At 68.0% G+C, this 1,529-nt stretch carries 2 protein-coding genes; both read left to right on the top strand.

Annotated elements, in window-relative coordinates:
- A partial coding sequence (locus tag ACFPZN_RS55965) for an MCE family protein (RefSeq protein WP_378293558.1) occupies positions 1 to 1,014 on the top strand: 1,014 nt, incomplete at its 5' end.
- A partial coding sequence (locus ACFPZN_RS55960) for an MlaD family protein (RefSeq protein ID WP_378293556.1) occupies positions 1,014 to 1,529 on the top strand: 516 nt, incomplete at its 3' end. The genes ACFPZN_RS55965 and ACFPZN_RS55960, both read left to right, overlap by 1 nt.

The raw sequence follows: 1,529 nt of genomic DNA, 5'->3' as shown, positions 1-1,529 counted from the left end.
GCGCGGTTGTTGTTGTTCCTGGCCGTGACGGTGACGTTGACCGGGTTCATCGCGATGCAGATCGCGCGGCTGGACTTCTCCGATTCCTACCGGGTCACCGCGACCTTCGACGATGTCGGGGGGCTGCGTGAGGGCGACCGGGTCAAGATCGCCGGGGCCCCGGTCGGGCAGGTCGACCAGATTCACGTCCGCAAGGGCCGCGCCGAGGTCACCCTGTCGGTGCGTGAGCGGCACCGCCTCCCCTCCGACAGTGAGGCCGCGGTGCGGTGGCGGGATCCGATCGGGCAGAGGGTGGTGTATCTGATCCCGGGCACGGCGGGCGCGATGCTCAAGGACGGCGACAAGATCACCCGGACCCGGTCGGTGGTGGATCTGGGTGAGCTGATCAACCAGATCGCGCCGCTCACGCGGACGCTGGACCCCCAGCAGATCAACCAGCTGATGACCTCGCTGCACCAGGCGCTGGAGGGCAACGAGGCCAACATCCACCAGCTGATCGGCAACATCGATCAACTGTCCTCCACGATCGCGGCGCGCCGGCAGAGCCTGCAGTGCACCCTGGACGACTTCGCCGCCGTCACCCGGGTCCTGTCGCGGCGTGACAAGCAGATCGCGGCGATGACCGACAACCTGGTGACGCTGTCGGGTGCGTTCGTGGACAACCGCAGGCTGGTGGATCAGGCGATCACGCAGCTGGCGGCGATGGTGCGGACCTCCGACCGGTTGACGGCGGGCAACGCGCGGGAGTTGGAGGAGGTGGTGGGCCGGATGGCGGTGGTGATGGGCGGCACCAACCGCAATCTGGACCGTTTGACCCCGATCCTGAAGTCGGCGGGCCCCAAGATGTCGCGGCTGTTCGATCTGATCAACGAGGGCGAGCTGTTCGTCGGGACCACCCCGTGCCTGACCCTGGCGCCGGGGCCGTGCCCCTACAAGACCGAGTTGAAGAAGTATCCCGAGCGCGGTTCTTCGGAGGATGTGCTGCGGGGCCTGGTGGTCGGAGAGGGGAACTGATGGCGCGCACGTCCTTCCGTGACCGCAACCCCCTCATCGTCGGCATCGCCGGACTGACCGTCCTGTCGCTGGGCGTCACGATCTCCTTCCTCACCGGCACCCTCGGGCTGCTCAAGGAGCGGTACACCATGACCGGGGTGTTCGCCGACACCGGCGGGCTCCGCTCGGGGCATGAGGTGGAGGTGGCGGGGGTCGCGGTGGGTGAGGTGACCGAGGTCAAACCCGATTTCCGCAACGGCCGCGTGGTGGTGACCTGGAAGGTCGACGCCAACGTCGAACTCGGCCCCAGGACGCGGGCGGAGATCCGGATGTCCAACATCCTGGGCGGCCGGTACCTGCGGTTGAGCGGCCCGGTCGGCGAACCCTACATGGCCGATGTGTCCGAGGGGCGCCGGCGGATCCCGCTGGAGCGGACCGCGACCCCGATCACCTTCAACGATCTGCTGAACGAGGGCACCGGCACCCTGGCCAAACTCGACGCCAAAGCCGTCTCCTCGGTCCTGGACCAGCTCCGG

Source organism: Actinomadura rugatobispora (assembly GCF_042656285.1).
Lineage (GTDB): Bacteria > Actinomycetota > Actinomycetes > Streptosporangiales > Streptosporangiaceae > Spirillospora > Spirillospora rugatobispora.
This window is presented reverse-complemented; position numbering and strand designations above follow the sequence as displayed.